At 36.2% G+C, this 17,400-nt stretch carries 11 protein-coding genes and 1 tRNA gene; all 12 read left to right on the top strand.

The genetic code is table 11. The annotated features are described in order from the left end of the window. Positions 1 to 45: 45 nt before the first annotated feature. Positions 46 to 1,947, top strand: a complete 1,902-nt coding sequence (gene gyrB, locus DYE54_RS06945; RefSeq protein WP_115310553.1) for a DNA topoisomerase (ATP-hydrolyzing) subunit B — start codon at positions 46 to 48, stop codon at positions 1,945 to 1,947. A gap of 67 nt (positions 1,948 to 2,014) precedes the next feature. Then, entirely contained in the window at positions 2,015 to 3,415 is a 1,401-nt protein-coding gene (locus DYE54_RS06940; protein ID WP_245935732.1) for an amino acid permease, read from the top strand. Positions 3,416 to 3,585: 170 nt separating this feature from the next. Beyond that, complete coding sequence (locus DYE54_RS06935) at positions 3,586 to 5,337, top strand: 1-deoxy-D-xylulose-5-phosphate synthase (protein WP_115310551.1); 1,752 nt, start codon at positions 3,586 to 3,588, stop codon at positions 5,335 to 5,337. Between the two features lie 264 nt (positions 5,338 to 5,601). After that, positions 5,602 to 6,969 (top strand): hemolysin family protein, encoded by a 1,368-nt coding sequence (locus tag DYE54_RS06930; protein ID WP_115310550.1) that lies wholly within the window; start codon positions 5,602 to 5,604, stop codon positions 6,967 to 6,969. 209 nt (positions 6,970 to 7,178) lie between these two features. Next, positions 7,179 to 7,640 (top strand): Rrf2 family transcriptional regulator, encoded by a 462-nt coding sequence (locus tag DYE54_RS06925; RefSeq protein WP_115310549.1) that lies wholly within the window; start codon positions 7,179 to 7,181, stop codon positions 7,638 to 7,640. A 41-nt stretch (positions 7,641 to 7,681) separates the two neighbouring features. After that, positions 7,682 to 8,671: an NADP-dependent oxidoreductase gene (locus DYE54_RS06920; protein ID WP_115310548.1), complete on the top strand. Its 990-nt coding sequence runs from the start codon at positions 7,682 to 7,684 to the stop codon at positions 8,669 to 8,671. An 89-nt stretch (positions 8,672 to 8,760) separates the two neighbouring features. After that, the gene (locus DYE54_RS06915) at positions 8,761 to 9,852 is read left to right on the top strand and encodes an efflux RND transporter periplasmic adaptor subunit (RefSeq protein WP_245935701.1); all 1,092 of its coding nucleotides are present in this window, start codon (positions 8,761 to 8,763) and stop codon (positions 9,850 to 9,852) included. Continuing rightward, positions 9,849 to 12,896 (top strand): efflux RND transporter permease subunit, encoded by a 3,048-nt coding sequence (locus tag DYE54_RS06910; RefSeq protein ID WP_115310547.1) that lies wholly within the window; start codon positions 9,849 to 9,851, stop codon positions 12,894 to 12,896. Before DYE54_RS06915 ends, DYE54_RS06910 begins: the two co-directional genes overlap by 4 nt. 146 nt (positions 12,897 to 13,042) lie before the next feature. Then, a complete protein-coding gene (locus tag DYE54_RS06905; protein WP_115310546.1) occupies positions 13,043 to 13,360 on the top strand; it encodes a hypothetical protein in 318 nt (105 codons plus the stop codon). A 316-nt stretch (positions 13,361 to 13,676) separates the two neighbouring features. Further along, positions 13,677 to 13,753 (top strand) — tRNA-Arg (locus DYE54_RS06900). A gap of 534 nt (positions 13,754 to 14,287) precedes the next feature. Beyond that, positions 14,288 to 15,631 carry an amino acid permease gene (locus DYE54_RS06895; RefSeq protein ID WP_115310545.1) on the top strand — a complete coding sequence of 448 codons (1,344 nt, stop codon included), beginning with the start codon at positions 14,288 to 14,290 and terminating at the stop codon, positions 15,629 to 15,631. A gap of 285 nt (positions 15,632 to 15,916) precedes the next feature. Beyond that, positions 15,917 to 17,275: an NAD(P)-dependent oxidoreductase gene (locus DYE54_RS06890; RefSeq protein WP_115310544.1), complete on the top strand. Its 1,359-nt coding sequence runs from the start codon at positions 15,917 to 15,919 to the stop codon at positions 17,273 to 17,275. Positions 17,276 to 17,400 lie beyond the last annotated feature (125 nt).

Raw genomic sequence — 17,400 nt, 5'->3', positions numbered from 1 at the left:
TTAACGATATATAGTTAATTACTACTAAAATAGGGAGGATATAGGATGGCAGAACAAAATTATAGTGCCGATAATATACAGGTCTTAGAAGGTCTGGAAGCGGTACGTTGTCGCCCAGGGATGTATATTGGCAGTACCTCATCTAAAGGGTTACACCACTTAGTCTATGAAGTGGTTGATAATAGTGTAGATGAAGCCTTAGCTGGTTATTGTACACATATAGAAGTGACCATTAATGAAGATAATAGTGTAACGGTTGTTGATGATGGTCGTGGTATTCCTTGTGGTATGCATGAAACAGGGGTGCCAGCTGTTGAGTTGGTATTGACGAAGCTTCATGCAGGCGGTAAATTTGGCGGTGGTGGCTACAAAGTATCTGGTGGTCTTCATGGTGTAGGGATTTCCGTAGTCAATGCGTTAAGTGAATGGACGATTGTTAAAGTTCGTCAAGATGGTAAGGAACATGAAATCACCTTTGAACGTGGCTATTTAAAATCACCATTAAAAGTCATTGGTGAAGCTACCGATACAGGGACAACAGTTATTTTTAAACCAGATGCTGAAATTTTTGAAACGACTGTATTTGATTTTGCTGTACTTCGCACTCGTTTACAAGAATTAGCTTTTTTAAATAAAGGGTTGCGCATTACGTTAAGTGACAAACGAGCAGAAGAACCAATCGTAGAAAGCTTTATGTATGAAGGTGGCATCGTATCCTTTGTAGAATTCTTAAATGAAAATAAGGATGTTGTGAATCCTACCATTATTGATGTGGAAAATACGCGTGATGATGTAGTGGTGGATGTAGCTTTCCAATATAATGATGGTTATAGTGAAAACTTATTATCTTTTGTCAATAATATTAATACGATTGATGGTGGTACTCATTTAAGTGGTTTCCGCAGTGCGTTAACACGTACCTTAAATGATTATGGTCGTAAAGCCGGTCTTATTAAAGAGAATGAAAGCAATTTATCAGGCGATGATGTGCGTGAAGGCTTAACAGCGGTTGTAAGTGTAAAAGTATTAAATCCACAATTTGAAGGCCAAACAAAGGCTAAACTTGGCAATAGTGAAGTAAAAGGCATTACTGATACTGTTGTATCAGAAGGGTTAAAAACATTCTTAGAAGAACATCCAGCAGAAGCTAAACGTATTATTGATAAAGCAACTACGGCGAATCGGGCTCGTGAAGCAGCTCGTAAAGCGCGTGAATTAACACGTCGTAAAAATGCGTTAGAAATTAGTTCTTTACCTGGTAAATTAGCTGATTGCTCGGAAAAAGATCCAATGATGACTGAAATTTATTTAGTCGAAGGGGATTCGGCGGGCGGTAGTGCTAAGCAAGGTCGTGATCGTCGCTATCAAGCTATTTTGCCATTGCGCGGTAAGATTTTAAATGTAGAAAAAGCTCGTTTAGATAAAATTTTAGCTAATAATGAAATTCGCTCTATGATTACAGCTTTTGGTACGGGGATTGGGGAAGAATTTGATTTAGCCAAGAGTCGTTATCATAAAATCATTATTATGACAGATGCGGATGTGGACGGCGCCCATATTCGTACATTATTACTAACATTCTTCTATCGCTATATGAAGCCATTGATTGAAGAAGGGCGCGTATATATTGCGCAACCACCTTTATATCAAATTAAAAAAGGTAAAGGTCATTGGTATGTATATAGTGATGCTGAAATGGCAGCTAAGCTCGATGAAATTGGTCGTGATAATATTACGATTCAACGTTACAAAGGTCTTGGGGAAATGAATCCAGAACAACTTTGGGAAACAACGATGAATCCTGAAAATCGTACTATTTTGCAAGTGAGCTTAGAAGATTCTATTGAGGCGGATAAAATTTTCAGTGTTCTCATGGGTGATAAGGTAGAACCACGCCGTAAATTCATTGAAGACAATGCAAAATTAGTTCGTAATCTGGATTTATAATAAGGGGGGCTGTTTAGTGAGTAATGAAGCGGATAACAAATTAAAAAGAAGTTTAAAATCGCGTCATATGAATATGATTGCACTAGGTGGAGCCATTGGGACTGGTTTATTTGTTGCTGGTGGTGAAGTCGTTAGTACGGCCGGCCCTGGTGGGGCCTTAGTAGCCTATGGCTTTATTGGTATTATGGTATATTTCTTGATGACAAGTCTTGGTGAAATGGCCACCTATTTACCAGTACCAGGCTCTTTTGGTACCTATGCATCACGGTATGTAGATCCAGCCTTTGGTTTTGCGTTAGGTTGGAATTATTGGTTTAACTGGGCCATTACTTTGGCAGCAGAATTGGTAGCAGGCGCTCTCATTATGAAATATTGGTTTCCAGAGATTCCAGCCATTGTATGGTCAGCCTTATTCTTATGTGCTTTATTTTTAATGAACTATTTATCAACGCGTTCCTTTGGGGAAAGTGAATATTTCTTCTCCAGTATGAAGGTTATTACCGTATTCGTATTCCTTTTTGTAGGGACTATGTTGATTTTAGGCATTGGTGGCACTTCGCCAGGCTTTGAAAACTGGACTCGTGGCGAAGCTCCTTTTGTTGGTGGCTTTGGCTCTATTTTAGCTATCTTTATGGTAGCTGGTTTCTCGTTCCAAGGGACAGAATTAATTGGGGTAGCAGCCGGTGAATCAGAAGATCCTGAAAAGAATATTCCAAAAGCCATTCACTCTATTTTCTGGCGTATTTTATTGTTCTATATTGGTGCCTTTGCTGTTATTGGGTTCTTAATTCCTTACGATGATCCTAATTTATTGAATGCTAGTGTAGAAAATATTGCCATTAGTCCATTTACATTAGTATTGGATCGTTTTGGTTTTGCTTTTGCAGCGAGCTTTATTAATGCCATCATTTTGACTGCTGTTTTATCAGCCGGTAACTCTGGTTTATATGCCTCAACTCGTATGTTATATGCCATGGCTAAAGAGGGGGATGCACCTCAGATTTTTACAAAATTAAATTCTCGTGGTGTACCAGTACCTGCTTTATTGGCAACAGCTGCGTTTGGTGTATTTGCCTTTTTAACCTCTTTAATTGGTGAAGGGACAGCGTATAACTGGTTAATTAATATCAGTGGTATGAGTGGTTTTATTGCGTGGCTTGGGATTGCTATTGCCCATTATCGTTTCCGTCGTGCTTTCCACGAACAAGGTAAGAGCTTAGATTCTATTCCATTTAAAGCCTTGTTCTTCCCATTTGGTCCTATTTTTGCCATGATACTTTGTTTAATCATTATTGCTGGTCAAAACTATACAGCTTTTACTGGCGATACAATTGACTGGTATGGGGCTAGTGTAGCTTATATTGGTATTCCTGTATTCTTATTAGTTTATGCAAGCTATAAAGCTAAAAATAAGACACATGTTATTCCACTAAAAGAAGTAAATCTAGAACGAGATTATGAAAAATAAAATTTAATACTTGACTTGAAGTTGACTTCAAGCTTTATAATGAATTCCGTAGTCTTAAGTAAGCAAGATATTTACTTAAGATTGCGGAATTTTTATATAACTAGTTTTTTTGATGATTCATAGGTTATCATCAATTAGAACATATATGATAGTATGGAAAGGAAAATTGTATGAGTTTATTAGACACAATTAAGGCCCCAAAAGATATTAAAGGAATGAGTATTGAAGAATTAAAAACATTAGCCCAAGAAATTCGTGATGTGTTAATTACACGGGTTACAGCTACTGGTGGTCATATGGCACCAAATCTTGGGTTTGTAGAAGCTACGTTAGCTCTACATTATGTATTTGATTCACCAAAAGATAAATTTGTATTTGATGTATCCCATCAATCCTATATTCATAAAATGTTGACTGGTCGTAAAGAAGCCTTTACTGACCCAGCGTCTTATACAAAATATTCAGGCTATACCAACCCTAATGAAAGTGAACATGATTTCTTTACTATTGGTCATACATCTACTGCAGTTAGTCTAGCCTCTGGCTTAGCTAAAGCTCGCGATTTAAAAGGTGAAACGGGTAATGTAGTGGCTATTTTAGGTGATGGTTCTTTATCTGGTGGCGAAGCTATGGAAGGGCTTAATGTAAGTGCTACATTGGGGAGTAATTTTATCGTTTTATTTAACGATAATGATATGTCGATTGCACCTAATGAAGGCGGTTTATATCCACATTTAAAAGAATTACGAGATAGTAAAGGTAAGGCTAGCAATAACTTCTTCAAAGCTATGGGCCTTGACTATGTATTTATTGAAGATGGTCATAATTTAGATGATTTGATTGAAGTTTTTAAAGCGGTTAAAGATACTAATCATCCTGTTGTCCTTCATGTAGTTACTGTAAAAGGTAAAGGCTTACCAGCAGCGGAAGCAGATAAAGAATCCTATCATTATATTATGGGGAAAGATTTTGATGTTGATGCCTATATGAAAGAAGATCATTACGATGAAATTATTGCTACTCACTTGTTAGCAAAAATGAAAGCTGATAAAACAGTAGTTGGTTTAACAGCTGGTGTACCTGGCATTGCTGGTTTTAGTGCAGAACGTCGTGCAGAAGCCGGTAAGCAGTTTATTGATGTAGGGATTGCTGAAGAACATATGGTAGCTATGGCGGCAGGTCTTGCTAAAAATGGAGCTAAACCAGTGATTTTAGATGCAGGTACTTTCTTACAACGTACCTATGACCAATTGACACAAGACTTAGCTTTAAATAGTAATCCAGCAACGATTATATCCTTCCCACTAGGTGGTGGCATTTCATCGATGGATGCAACTCATTCTAGTGCCTTTGATATGGCTATGATGAATAATATTCCTAATTTACGCGTTTTATCACCAGCGACTAAGGAAGAATTAATCGCTATGTTAGATTGGTCGTTAGAACAGACTGACATGCCTGTTATGATTCGTGTACCAGGTGGTAAGGTTCAGACGTATGAAGCGGGTAAAGCTTTTATAGGAACTTTGACAAATGAAGTCACAGCTCAAGGGAATACGGTAGCCATTTTAGGTCTTGGTGCTTTCTATGACTTAGGTTTACGTACTAAAGAAGCATTACAAGCGCAGTTAGGCATTGAAGCAACCTTAGTGAACCCTCGTTTATCTTCTGAAGTAGATGAAGCAACTTTGGAAAGTTTAAAAGCAAATCATAGTTTAGTAGTTACGCTAGAAGATGGCGTATTAGACGGTGGTTTTGGTGAAAAAGTAGCTCGTTTCTATGGGCCAACTGATGTAAAAGTATTGACGATTGGTATGAAAAAAGAAGTAAATGATCGTGTACCAATGAAAGAATTAGTAGCTCGTTATCATTTATCTCCTGAATTAATCGTAGAAGATATTAAAGCGATTTTAAATAAATAAGAAAACTCAGAGTCTAGCATAAAAAAATTAAAGAATATAAAACCTAGCATATGAAATTAAAATATAAGCCTTACTATGACTTTATAAATCAAAGTCTGGTAAGGCTTATTTTATAAACTACGATTACTCATAGCGAAATATAGTAGATTTTGGTATACTATACGGTAAGTATATAGGTTGTCTATATACCATGTGTACTTGTAGTATTGTATAGTACATATTATATAATGTATCCACTTGAAGTAAGAGGAGAGTGATAAATCAGTGGATGGTGATGTAGGTCTGGAGATACTTATAATTTTATTATTGATTATAGCCAATGGGATTTTTTCAATGACTGAATTAGCTATTGTTAATGCTCGTAAAGGTTTATTAGAAGATAGTGCTGAAAAAGGCAGTAAAGGAGCTCAACGGGCTATTCAATTATCGGAAGATCCTAATCAAATGTTTTCAACGATACAAATTGGTATTACTTTAATTGGTATTGTTACTGGTTTGTATTCAGGGGCGGCTTTATCAGAACCGATGGCTAAAGTTATTAAAGAATATATACCTACGTTGGCTAGTTATGCTGATTCAGTAAGTCCCATAATTATTGTATCTTTAACAACATATTTATCCTTGGTTATTGGTGAATTAGTGCCAAAGCGCTTAGCCCTTAATGCACCAGAAAAAATTGCTATTTTCATGGCCGTACCTATGCATTATTTTGCTGTAGTTGCAACTCCATTAGTAGCTTTACTGAGCGTTTCAACGACGTCTTTATTAAAAGTTATGGGTGTAAAAGATAAAGAAGAAGCACCGGTGACTGAATTAGAAATTAATAAAATGCTAACTCAAGGTGTAGAACTAGGTGCTTTTGAAAAGGACGAACCTCGTTTAGTAGATAATGTCTTTCGCTTGGCTGATTTGAATGCTGGTGATGTAATGACACCGCGAACACAGCTAAAATGGTTAGATTTGAATAGTCCCGAAGAAGAGATTAAAGAACGATTATGTCATTCGACACATTATCGATTACCAGTAGGGCGAGATTCCTTAGATGAATTAGAAGGCTTAGTAGTGGTAGCCGATGTTTTTGCTGAACACATGAAGCAAAATGGTCATAAAACGCTAAAAGAATTAGTGGAAACTTGTACTAAGCAACCTGTAATGGTACCGGAATCTATTAGCTTGATGAAATTATTAGAGGTATTTCGTACGGAAGGGGTTCATGAAACAGTCGTACTTGATGAGTATGGTGGTTTTAGTGGCTTGGTAACTTTACACGATATTATGGAAAAATTAGTGGGATTAATGCCTGCTAGTGAAGATGAATTAAAAGAAGAAGAAAATCGTGTGATTCAACGTAGTGATACGACTTGGTTAGTGGATGGCTTATTGAGTATTGACGAATTTAAAGACTATTTTAATATTACAAAGGAATTACCTGGTGAAGATGAAGATTTATACAAAACAGTCGGTGGTTTTCTTATGTATTTATTCGGTCGTATCCCTAAAGAGCTAGAACGCTATGTATGGGAGGATTACACCTTTGAAATTGTCGATATGGACAATGTTCGTATTGATAAAATTATGGTGACCCATGAACCTGTTATAGATGAAGTAACAGATGAAAATAAAGATAGTTAAGTTATAAAGTAGTTATAAAATATTACACATATAATAAAAATCCTCATAGTTCATTGAAGAAAATGAGCTATGGGGATTTTATTTTTTATGAGTCTAAAGATTTACAGTTAATCTATGATATAATAGTTGTATTAGATATTGATACAAGTATTGTGTTAGATAGAAATATATATACTTAAATGGCTATCTAATATGTTAAAGGAGTTATTATGTTAGATGTAAAATTTTCTGTAGCTATTCATATGTTGATTATGATTTCAGAGGGACCAAAGGATTTAACGTCAGAACAAATTGGTCGAAGTGTTAATAAAAATGCTAGCTATATTCGTAAGATTTTAGCTCTATTAAAAAAACAAAACATTATTTGTAGTCAGCAAGGTAAAGTAGGGATTCAGTTAGCTGTACCTAAAGCAGAACTTACTTTGTGGCAAATTTATAAGGCTATACAAGGTACGGATACTCTATATATTTGGGATATCCATACTAATGCTAATGATCAGTGTATAGTAGGTCAGTTTATTAGACCTACGCTAGAAGATTTGTTAGCCGAATGTAATAAGTTAGTAAGAGAAAAATTAGAACAGACATCATTAGCCGATGTGATTCATAGAATGCGTAATCATATTGAACAATATAATCCAGAAATAATAAAAAATATAGTTATTAAGTAATAAATAAGTGATTAATAAAGGATTAATAAGGAGTCGATTATATGAAAGCCGTACAAATTGTTAAACAAGGAAAAGAACCTCAAATTACAATCAATAATATAGCAAAACCAGAACCTAAAGAGCATGAAGTTCTTATCAACGTATCCTATGTTGGTGTTAATCCAGTGGATAATTTATTTGCAGAAGGAACGATTAATATTATAAAGCCAATTCAATTACCGTATACCCTAGGAGCTGAAATGGTAGGCACAGTTGTAGCTAAAGGTCATCTTGTTACTGACTTTGAAATTGGTGACGTCGTGATGGGGGCTTGGGAAGGGACCTTAGCTGAATACATAGCAGTTCCTTCCAGTGCTATTACGCTCTTACCCAAAAATTTGAGTGAACAAGATGGTGCTACCTTATCGGTAGCTTTATTAACAGCGGCTCAAATTTTAGAAAAATTGCAATGTAAAAAGGGCGAAACTATATTTATAGCCGGTGGTACTGGTGCTGTTGGTGCTATGTTAGTTCTTTTGGGTAAACACAAAGGCTTAACAATGTATGTAAGCGGTAATCAGAAAGAAGCCTCTAATATTTTACAACTCGGTGCAAACAGAGTATTTGATTATAAAAGTAAAGAAGCTATACAAATTGAAGAGGTAGTTGATTATGGCGTTGATATGGTTGGAGGCAATACTACTAACGTAGTACAACAATTAGTTAAAATCAATGGTAAAGTACTGACTTTAAAAGGGATGCCTACGGCTGATTTTGCTAAATCATTAGGCTTGAGTTGGTGGCGTCAATGGATTTTAGCTCTTGCATCGTATGGTGTTCGTAGAAGGGCTAGAAAAAGAAAGCAAACTTATGAATTCATGTGGGTAGCACCAAATGGTGAGCAATTACAAGACACATTGGCTATTCTTTTACAATCTGATTATAAACCAGCTATTGATAGTATATATCCTTTAGAGGCTAGTGAAACCGCTTTCATTAAAGTAAAAAAAGGTGGCTTACATGGAAAAGTATTAGTTTCCATTGAAAAATAAGGTGTCTATTATATAATAAAAGTAATAAAGTTAAAAGTAGCAAAGTTGGTTAAAGTTCTAATGATACAGTCTCTATAAGGAGGTTTATTATGTGGTCTTCCCTTAGAAGTAAACATATGATTTTTTGTGTATTAATGATAAGCTGTTTAGCTTTTATTAGTGGTTGTGGTAGTGATTCTAAAACAAAGGAACAAGCACCACTGGTTAAAACGATGGTAGTCGGTAAAGAATCGGCTAGCAATGAAAATAGCTTATCAGGTACTATAAAAAACCGTTATGAAACAGCTTTATCCTTTCAAATTGGTGGACGTGTTATTCAAAAGAATTTTAATGTAGGCGATAGAGTGAGTGCTGGCCAAATATTGGCTGTGTTAAATCAAGGTGATACGAGTAGTCAATTGCAGAATGCACAAGGCGCCTTAGCAGCGGCTCAATCTCAATATGAATTAGCGGCGACGAATGTAGAACGATATCGTGTACTCTATGCACAGGAAGCAGTGAGTCAATTACAATTAGATCAGATGGAAAATTCGTATAAAGTAGCGGCAGCTCAATTGGCACAAGCACAAGCTAATGTACAGACGAGTGAAAACCAGCAAAATTATACGCAACTTGTTGCACCAGCTGATGGGATTATTACAGCGAGTACGATTGAAGTAGGGCAAGTGGTAGGTGCCGGTCAAACGGTTGGTATGATTGCTGTAGGTGATGAACCTGAAGCGGTGATTTCCTTGCCAGAACAGATGATGGCGTCCGTACAAGTAGGTACCGAAGCAAATGTAACGTATTGGGCTTTGCCAAATGTAATAACTAAGGGGATTATTCGTGAAATTTCACCAGTGCCTGATGCAACAGCACGTACATATACTGTAAAAGTTGCTTTGTCAAATCGACCAACGCAATTGCAGCTAGGAATGACGGCCAATGTAGCTTTTAATCAATCTAATGGACAAGCTATAGAAGTTCCTTTGACTGCCTTAGTAGGTACTCGTGACCCTAAACAGAATGGTAAAGGGCAAGTGTATGTAGTAACTAAAGAACATACTGTTAAATTAATATCTGTTACCTTAGGCCCTATGGGAGCGAATAGTGTGCAGGTAACTTCTGGCTTACAGTCTGGTGATCGTATTGTAACAGCTGGTACTGATAAATTAGAAGAAGGGGCTAAGGTACGAGTATGAGTAATTTTAATTTAGCTGATTGGGCTTTACGACATAAATCGATTATCTATTTCTTTATTGCTATGCTCTTTGCGATAGGTACGTTTTCGTTTATGAAAATTGGTCGCATGGAAGATCCTAATTTTACCATTCGTACCATGGTTGTGGCTGCTACTTGGCCAGGGGCCTCGCCAGCCCAAATGTCGGAGCAAGTAACGGATAAATTGGAAGAAAAAATCCGTGATTTACCAGGTCTTGATTATACAAAAAGTTTTACTGATGGTAGCAAAACAGTTATTTATATTAATTTAAAAGAAAATTTACCTGATGAACAAGTACGAGCTGCTTGGACAGAAGTGCGTCATATGGTGAATGATGAATGGCCAAAATTGCCATCTGGTGTACAGGGACCAATTATTAATGACCGTTTTGATGATGTGTATGGTACGATTTATGCGCTAACAGGGGAAGATTATTCCTATGAAGAAAAACGTGCCTATGCCGAACAAATTAAGCGTGTATTATTAACAGTCCCTAATGTTAAACGTATTGATTTAAAAGGGGTTCAACAACAAACTTTATATGTAGAAATGGATAAAGATAAGTTGGCATCGTATCATATAAGTAGTGAATCCATTTTAAATGCATTAAAACAGCAAAGTTCGATGGCACCAGCCGGCATGATTGATACGGATACCAATAATGTATATCTTCGTGTGAATGGCCTCTTTGACAGTGTTGAGTCTGTTCGTGAAATGCCACTACAGGTAAACGGGCAAACGCTTCGTTTAGGGGATATGGCTACGGTTCGTCTCGATTATGGGGAACCAGAAAGTCCATTATTTTATTTTAATGGTAAACCAGCTATTGGTATTGCTGTATCAATGGATCCAGGGGCTAATAATATTGAATTTGGTAAAGCTTTACAGGCTAAACTTGATTCGTATCAAGGAGAATTACCAGTTGGCTTACAGATTGATCAAGTATCAAATCAGCCAAAAGTCGTAGATGAGTCGATTAGTGAATTTACGCGTTCACTATTTGAAGCGATAGCGATTGTATTAGTGGTAAGTTTTATTTCTTTAGGTGTACGCAGTGGCCTTGTGGTAGCCTTAACGATTCCTGTAGTTGTAGCCACTACGTTTGTAGGGATGTATGCTGATGGTCTTGATTTACATAAAGTTAGTTTAGGGGCTTTGATTATTTCCTTAGGTCTTCTCGTAGACGATGCGATTATCGTTGTAGAAATGATGACGCTTAAGATGGAAGAAGGCTTAGATACGCATTCAGCAGCTACCTTTGCTTATACATCAACAGCCTTTCCAATGCTTAGTGGCACGTTGATTACTTGTGCAGGATTTTTACCAATCTTTTTATCGGAAGGTTCAGTCGCTGAATTTACCCATTCCTTATTTATTGTAGTAGCGATGGCATTGTTATTATCTTGGTTTGCGTCGGTCTTGGTCAGTCCTGTTTTGGGGAGTCGCTTAATACGCATTAAAGAAAATCATGCAGAAACTAAAGCCGTACGCGTACAAAAAGCTTTTTTACAACGCTTTGAAAAGTTTCTACATTGGGCTATGGGGCATCGTAAAATTGTTTTAATTACAACAGTCGTTTTATTTGTTGTATCTTTAATTAGTGTGCCTTTAATTAAAGTTGAATTTTTCCCAGCTTCTACACGGCCTGAAATTATGGTGTCAGTGCAGTTTCCTCAAAGTGCTTCCTTACAATATACTAAAGAACAAGCTGAAACGTTAGACTCCTTATTGAGTGGTGATAAACGAATTAATCATTATTCAGCACATATTGGTGAAGGGGCCCCACGTTTTATTCTTACGTTAGATCCTGAAGTAGAGCGTAATAATTTTATGCAATATGTGATTGTAGCTAATTCATTAGAAGATAGAAATGAGTTATATACAGAATTACAAGAAACTTTGAATGATACCTTTCCTTCAGCTTTAATTAATATGACGTTTTTACAAACAGGACCACCTTCTAAATATCCAATTATGTTCCGTGTTTCAGGGCCAGATACGGTAAAAGTAAAAGAAATAGCTAATGAAGTTAAGGATGTATTTAAAACGTATTCAGATATAACGGATATTTCTGAAGATTGGCCAGATAATACACCAACCATTCAAGTGCAAATAGATCCGGCTAAAGCACGTTTGATGGGGGTTGATAGTTATTCAGTAGCTACTGATTTGCAAGGTAAAATTTCAGGTGTAACCGTAGGACAATATTATGTAGGCAATCAGACGATTCCAATGAAATTTAAATTGAGTGGCAATGAAGAACATAATATGAGTGTGTTACAGAATATTCCTATTCAAACAGGTTCAGGCGCCTATGTGCCATTAAGTCAGATTGCAACGATTTCCTTAGGCAATGAAGATGGAATTATTTGGCGTCGTAATATGGAACCGACCATTACCGTTCATGGCAATGTACCACCTACAGTTATGGCCAATTCATTGGCTAATGATTTAAATAAGAAATTAGATACGGTTCGTGAAACATTACCAGCTGGTTATACCATTGAGGTAGACGGTTCCGCAGAACGTAGTAATATTGCTATGGATAATTTAAAAGCGCCAATGCCTATTATGCTTTGTTTAATTATGACGATTTTAATGTTCCAATTGAAAAAGATTCCACTTATGTTAATGGCATTATTAACGGCTCCACTTGGTCTAATTGGGGTTGTATTAACAATGCTCTTAACTAATACGCCAATGGGCTTTATGGTTGTATTAGGTGTGATTTCCTTAAGTGGGATGATTATCCGTAACTCGATTATCTTGATTGACCAGATTGAATTACATCGTCGTGAAGGACAAAGTACTTATGAAGCGATTATTAGTTCAACTATCTTGCGATTTAGACCTATTATGCTAACAGCCTTAGCGGCTATTTTAGGGATGGTGCCATTAATGAGTAGTGCTTTCTGGTCACCTATGGCTATCGCGTTCAGTGGTGGTTTATTAGTGGCAACTATTCTAACCTTAATTGTGCTGCCAATTATGTATGCGGTGTATTATAAGGCGGAACCTAAGTAATGCATTTATTCATAATTGTGAATTTTTACTGGTAATTTTACGATTAATACGATAAAATTTAATCAAATAGCATTGCATAGATAGGTCTAGATGTGGTTAAATAGGAAAAGAGTAAGTGCCAATAATAATGTAAAGGAGCAAGTACAATGAGTGACATAGCATACTATGCCATCCATTATGGGGTGGATGAAAAAGGATATATCGGATATAACAAGGTAAATCATGAGGTAACTGTCGTATTACCTGCCGAAGAATGGCAACAAAAAGTTTGGGAGTATTTACATACGCCTCAAACCATAGAAAAGGCTACAGGTTTAGACACTTATGAAACAGTTACAGTTGATCCCTTAGCCTCATTAGCTGACTTGAAACTTGCTTTAACTGTTATGTGGGGTCGTACGGACGTACAAGTTGATTGGAGCCGTCCTATTGAAATTGATGACACTATGTATTTTCCCGAATAAAAACGTTGTGGTTAGCTTTACTTGAAACACGTTATACACGGGGATAGATTAAAACTTGATACATATTTACGAATATATCCACAGAATATACACAAAATTCTGTGGATATATTGTGTATAGCTTGTGTGTAAGTTATGTAAAAAGGTGGATAAGTGAATAAATTAGTGGATAACTCTGTGTATAAGTTTTTGTGAATAGAGGATATATCCACTGATATTGCGATATGTGAGCATTCCGTTTATAATATATACATACATGCGTACTTAGTATAGAGGAAGTAATGGTGGCTTTCTAAAGTGCATGGTATGTTATACATGCGTCTATAGCTCAGTAGGATAGAGCAGCAGTTTCCTAAACTGCGTGTCGGTGGTTCGATTCCGCCTAGGCGCACCATAAAAATTCAGTAACCATAAGGCCATGAGGTCTTGTGGTTTTTTTATTTGAAAGTAATTCCCAAATACTATATACGTTATATTAAATAAGCATACATGGCTAAGGTCAGCGAAAAATGGGTAACTTTTTGCCTATTTTTTTCAAGAAAATATAGGTATTTTTTCAACATAGCGTTTAATTTTAAAGTATCTTTTTGGGGTGGATATTATACCTTATTTTATTAAAAAAATGAGAAATTTATATTAAAACAAAGAAATTTAAAATATTTAAATTTTAATACACTTTAAAAGCATATAATTATTTATTTTTATTTTATTATTTCTTTATATTTAATAGAAAACATTACTCTATAGATAATTGAACACGGTGAATGTACACTCTATGCGATACAATCATGATGATTAGTTGTCATTTTAATCATGCCATGCTATCATACGTATATGAAATGTCTTTCCTGAACGGATTTTTGGGGGCTTATATTTAGGAAAGGGTATGCGTGTTTTTTATGAGGTTACATTTTAAGGAGTAATGGTTATGTTGAATGAACAAACAATGGTCCAAAAGGACATACCGGTACAAGGTGAGATTCCTGTACAAGAAGAAACACTAACACAAGTAGGTGTGAGTACCCCAATTTTGGATGCTAGCAAATGGAACAAGCAAGATACGGTTTGGATGTTAGGTCTATTTGGTACGGCTATTGGTGCTGGCGTTCTTTTTTTACCAATTAATGCAGGGATTGGTGGTATTTTACCTCTTATCTTAATTACGTTATTTGCTTTTCCTGTTACTTTTTATGCGCATCGTGCTTTAGCGCGTATGGTTATGGCTTCGTCTTCACCAGATAAAGGTATTATTGGTGCCGTTGAAGAATTCTGGGGTCCTGTGGCAGCTCGTCTTTTCAATATCGTGTATTTTATTAGTATTTATACCATCTTGTTATTATACTCTGTAGCAATTACTAACACGACTGACAGCTTATTGACACATCAAATGGGGATTGAAGGAATTCATCGTGGCATTATTACGATAGCTGTTATTTTAGGTTTATTAGCGATTGTACGTATGGGTCAGGATATTATCGTACGCATTATGAGTTATTTAGTATATCCATTTATCGCTACATTATTGCTCATTGGTATCTATTTAATTCCACAGTGGAATACAGCGATTCTTTCTTTTGAGCCAGCAGGCGGTAATATGGGGATGTTAATGACATTATGGATGACATTCCCAGTACTTGTATTCTCTTTCAATCATTCCCCTATTATTTCTACGTTTGTAATGAAAGAACGTCATGAATATGGTGATGATCAAGTTGATAAGAAAACTCGTGATATTCAACGGTATGCTGTTTTATTAATGTTTGTAGTTGTAATGTTCTTTGTATATAGCTGTGTATTTAGTTTATCGCCAGCTGACTTACAATCGGCTAAAGATCAAAATATCTCTATTCTTTCTTATTTAGCAAATCATTTCGATACTCCATTTATTGCATGGTTTGCTCCAATTATTGCTTTTGTAGCGATTACAAAATCTTTCCTAGGTCACTATGTAGGAGCCTATGAAGGCTTACGCGATATTATTATTGACTTAGGTAAAGTAAATAAGAAATCCTTCAATGAAAAAACAATTGACCGTATTATCTTGTTATTCATGATGATTACTTGTTCTTTAATTGCTTACTTAAACCCAAGTATTTTAGGGATTATTGAAACACTAAGTGGCCCAGCAGTAGCTTTCATTTTATTACTTATGCCTATGGTAGCTGTACGTAAGGTAGAAAAAATGAAAAAATATCAAAGTGTTTCTAACTACTTTGTTATTATCGTTGGCTTAATTACAGTAGCAGCTATGTTCTATGGCCTTATGAACTAATTTTTGTGATATATTATTAAGGATATAGAGAAATAATAGTTACTGTTTTAAAAATAATTAGGTAAACTTAAAAACAAGTAAATAGTTAAACTAAAAGTCGCCATTTGTTGTCAAATTAGCAAATGACGACTTTTTTGGTATTATTCGCACGGTAAGCGAGGGGCTAGCTATTTACTAGCTATGGGCGTTATGGTATATTAGAATTAATTTTATATTGTAGGGGATAGGTAAAATATAGCTAAATTGATGAAATCATCAACAAGAAGAAATAGAGGAGGTTTATCCATGGTTGGATTAGATAGAAATGAACAAGCTGTTAAAGCTGGTTATACAGAAGATAGAGATTATACCTTAGAGGAAGCCTTAGCAGAGGCTAAACGTTGTTTAAATTGTGCTAAACCGTTATGTCGTACAGGCTGCCCTATTGAAAATGAAATTCCTCGTTTTATTCAAGCGATAGCTCGTGGTAACTTTGGCGAAGCCAATGATATTATTGGGGAACGGAGTAATTTGCCGGCTGTATGTGGTCGTGTTTGTCCTCGTGAAAAACAGTGTGAAGGGCATTGTATTTTAAATCGAGCTAACAAACCGATTAATATTGGTAAATTAGAACGATTTGCCGCTGATTTTGAAAGTTTGCATGGTCTTCGTCGTATGAAACCAATTATTAAAGACCAAGGTAAAATTGGTATTATTGGTTCTGGCCCGGCAGGATTAACAGTGGCTAGTGATATGGCAAAGCTTGGTTATGAAGTTACAATCTTTGAAAAGCAAGATGAACCAGGTGGTATTTTATTATATGGGATTCCCGCGTTCCGTTTAAGTAAAGAAGTTGTGCATCGTGAAATTAACCGATTAAAAGCGTTAGGCGTTACTTTTGAATGTAATACGATTATTGGACCAGATAAAACGATTGATTCTTTATTTGAAGAAGGCTATGATGCGATTTTCATTGCTACGGGTACCCATGTACCGATGGAATTACCTATGCGTGGTGATGAAAAGCCAGGCGTTTTACAAGCGATGGCTTTATTAACAGCAGTACAATTACATCAAAATGGTCGTGTTGGGGATGATGATATTCCCGTTCAAAAAGGTGATAAGGTAGTTGTTATTGGCGCTGGTAATGTAGCGATGGATGCGGCTCGTACTTGTGTTCGTTTAGGTGCTTCCGTGACGGTTGCCTATCGTCGTGGCGAAGAAAATATGAGTGCGAATCCTTTAGAATATAAAGAGGCGAAAGAAGAAGGGGTTGAATTTAAATTCTATGCTTCACCAGCAAGTGTTGAGGGTGAGGGCGTCGTAGAAGGGTTACGTTGTGAAATGCAAGAGCCACAAGAAGATGGTTCGGTTAAGCCGACGGGCCATTATGAAACCATTCCAGCTGATAAGATTATTATTGCCATTGGTCATAAGCCAAATGCTCGTTTAGTGGGGCCTGGTAATGGGATTGAGGTTAACAAAGATGGTTATGTAGTAACTCGTGAAATGCCATATGGTATGACGAGTCGCAAAGGGGTATTCGCTGGTGGTGATGTAGTACATAAACCAGCTACCGTTGTGTTGGCTATGCGTGCTGCTAAAAAAGTAGTGGAAGGTATGGTTAACTATTGTGAAGCAAAACGTTTCTTAGGTGATATATAAGCGGTAATTATTGATTAGCCTGTTAATGCTATTAATTTAAATAAAAAAGACCGTTGCTCTACAATTTGCGTAGGGCAACGGTTTTTTAATACATATTTAGAACTATAACCCACTATAACTCCAAT

Source organism: Veillonella criceti (genome assembly GCF_900460315.1).
GTDB classification, from domain to species: Bacteria; Bacillota; Negativicutes; order Veillonellales; family Veillonellaceae; genus Veillonella_A; species Veillonella_A criceti.
The sequence above is the reverse complement of the archived record's forward strand: the minus strand, read 5'-3'. Positions and strand labels throughout refer to the sequence as shown.

Coding starts and splice junctions, on each gene's coding strand:
- DYE54_RS06890 (WP_115310544.1), top strand. CDS start 15,917: ATGGTTGGATTAGATAGAAATGAACAAGCTGTTAAAGCTGGTTATACA.
- DYE54_RS06915 (WP_245935701.1), top strand. CDS start 8,761: ATGTGGTCTTCCCTTAGAAGTAAACATATGATTTTTTGTGTATTAATG.
- gyrB (WP_115310553.1), top strand. CDS start 46: ATGGCAGAACAAAATTATAGTGCCGATAATATACAGGTCTTAGAAGGT.
- DYE54_RS06925 (WP_115310549.1), top strand. CDS start 7,179: ATGTTAGATGTAAAATTTTCTGTAGCTATTCATATGTTGATTATGATT.
- DYE54_RS06935 (WP_115310551.1), top strand. CDS start 3,586: ATGAGTTTATTAGACACAATTAAGGCCCCAAAAGATATTAAAGGAATG.
- DYE54_RS06910 (WP_115310547.1), top strand. CDS start 9,849: ATGAGTAATTTTAATTTAGCTGATTGGGCTTTACGACATAAATCGATT.
- DYE54_RS06905 (WP_115310546.1), top strand. CDS start 13,043: ATGAGTGACATAGCATACTATGCCATCCATTATGGGGTGGATGAAAAA.
- DYE54_RS06940 (WP_245935732.1), top strand. CDS start 2,015: ATGAATATGATTGCACTAGGTGGAGCCATTGGGACTGGTTTATTTGTT.
- DYE54_RS06895 (WP_115310545.1), top strand. CDS start 14,288: ATGTTGAATGAACAAACAATGGTCCAAAAGGACATACCGGTACAAGGT.
- DYE54_RS06920 (WP_115310548.1), top strand. CDS start 7,682: ATGAAAGCCGTACAAATTGTTAAACAAGGAAAAGAACCTCAAATTACA.